The organism is Promicromonospora kroppenstedtii DSM 19349, assembly GCF_000515355.1.
Lineage (GTDB): Bacteria > Actinomycetota > Actinomycetes > Actinomycetales > Cellulomonadaceae > Promicromonospora > Promicromonospora kroppenstedtii.
Genome location: NZ_KI911645.1, coordinates 1686 through 2857 on the forward strand (window position 1 = coordinate 1686; position 1172 = coordinate 2857).

The 1172-nt window shown below is 75.8% G+C and carries 2 protein-coding genes; one reads left to right on the forward strand and one right to left on the reverse strand.

Going from position 1 to position 1172, the window contains the following annotated elements:
* The coding region (locus PROKR_RS09290) for an ArsR/SmtB family transcription factor (RefSeq protein ID WP_211240081.1) at nt 1–506 on the reverse strand (506 nt) is incomplete at its 3' end.
* A 64-nt stretch (nt 507–570) separates the two neighbouring features.
* Here PROKR_RS09290 and PROKR_RS09295 point away from each other — a divergent pair.
* On the forward strand, nt 571–1041 hold the full coding sequence (locus PROKR_RS09295; protein WP_036962447.1) for an OsmC family protein: 471 nt from the start codon (nt 571–573) through the stop codon (nt 1039–1041).
* The last annotated feature ends 131 nt before the right edge of the window (nt 1042–1172 follow it).

The window sequence follows — 1172 nt, forward strand, 5'->3', positions numbered from 1 at the left end:
GTCGTCGCACGGCGGGCGGCGACGGCCCCGTCCACGTCCACGCCGATCTCGCGCAGGCCGACGGCGCCCGCGTCGGTCAGGCTCAGCTCGTCCCGGCCGGCGAGCCAGCCGGAGCGCACCCAAGCGTCCGTCAGGCCGGTGCCCAGCCGCCCCGCGAGGTGGTCGTAGCAGAATCGCGCCGTGGCCAGGTACTCGGCCCGGCGGCTGCGGCGGTACCCGGAGACGGGGGCGGAGTCGGCCAGTGCGCCGAGGGACTCCAGCGCGGCCGCGACGTCCGGACCCGTCAGGGCGTAGTACCGGTGCCGGCCGCGGCTGGTGCAGGTCACGAGCCCGGCGTCCGCCAGGACGGCCAGGTGCTCCGAGGCGGTCGAGGCGCTCACCCCGGCCGCCGTCGCGAGCTCGCCCGCCGGGCGGCTCGTGCCGTCCAGGAGCAGGTTCAGGAACACCGAGCGCGCGGGCGTGGACAGCGCCCGGCCCACGGCGGTGAAGTCTCGGTCCCGGCTCATCGCCCGACGGTACGGCGCGGACATTTCGGCGTCCACCGAAGGATTCCCGACCTACCTTCTCGGCATGAACCAGCCACCCCCGTCCCATCCTTACGTCGCCCGCCTGCACTGGGCCGGCTCCACCGGTGCCGGCCTGCGTTCCTACTCCCGGGACCACGTCGCGGTCGCTGCCCCCGCGACACCCGTCGTCGAGCTCAGCGCGGACGCCGCCTTCCGCGGCGACCCCGACCGGCTCAACCCGGAGCAGCTCGTCGTGATGGCCGCGTCGTCCTGCCAGATGCTGTCCTTCCTCGGGGCCGCCGCGCGGGCCGGGGTGGACGTGCTCGCGTACGACGACGAGGCCACCAGCCACCTGGACCTGACCGCGGCGCCCCAGCGCCTCGGCACCATCCGCCTGGCGGTGACCGTCACCGTGGCCGCCGGGACCGACGAGACGCAGGTCCACCGGCTCACCGAGCAGGCGCACCAGGCCTGCTACGTCGCGTCCTCACTGGCGGTTCCCGTCGAGGTCGGCGCCGCGGTGCGGTTCGGGTGACGGCGATGAGCACGCAACCGCGCGACCTGGAGGTCCACCTGCCCGACCGGCCCGGGGCGCTCGCCGACCTGGGCCAGGCGCTCGGCGCGGCCGGCGTCAGCCTGGAGGGCGGCGGCGTCTTCACCGTGGAC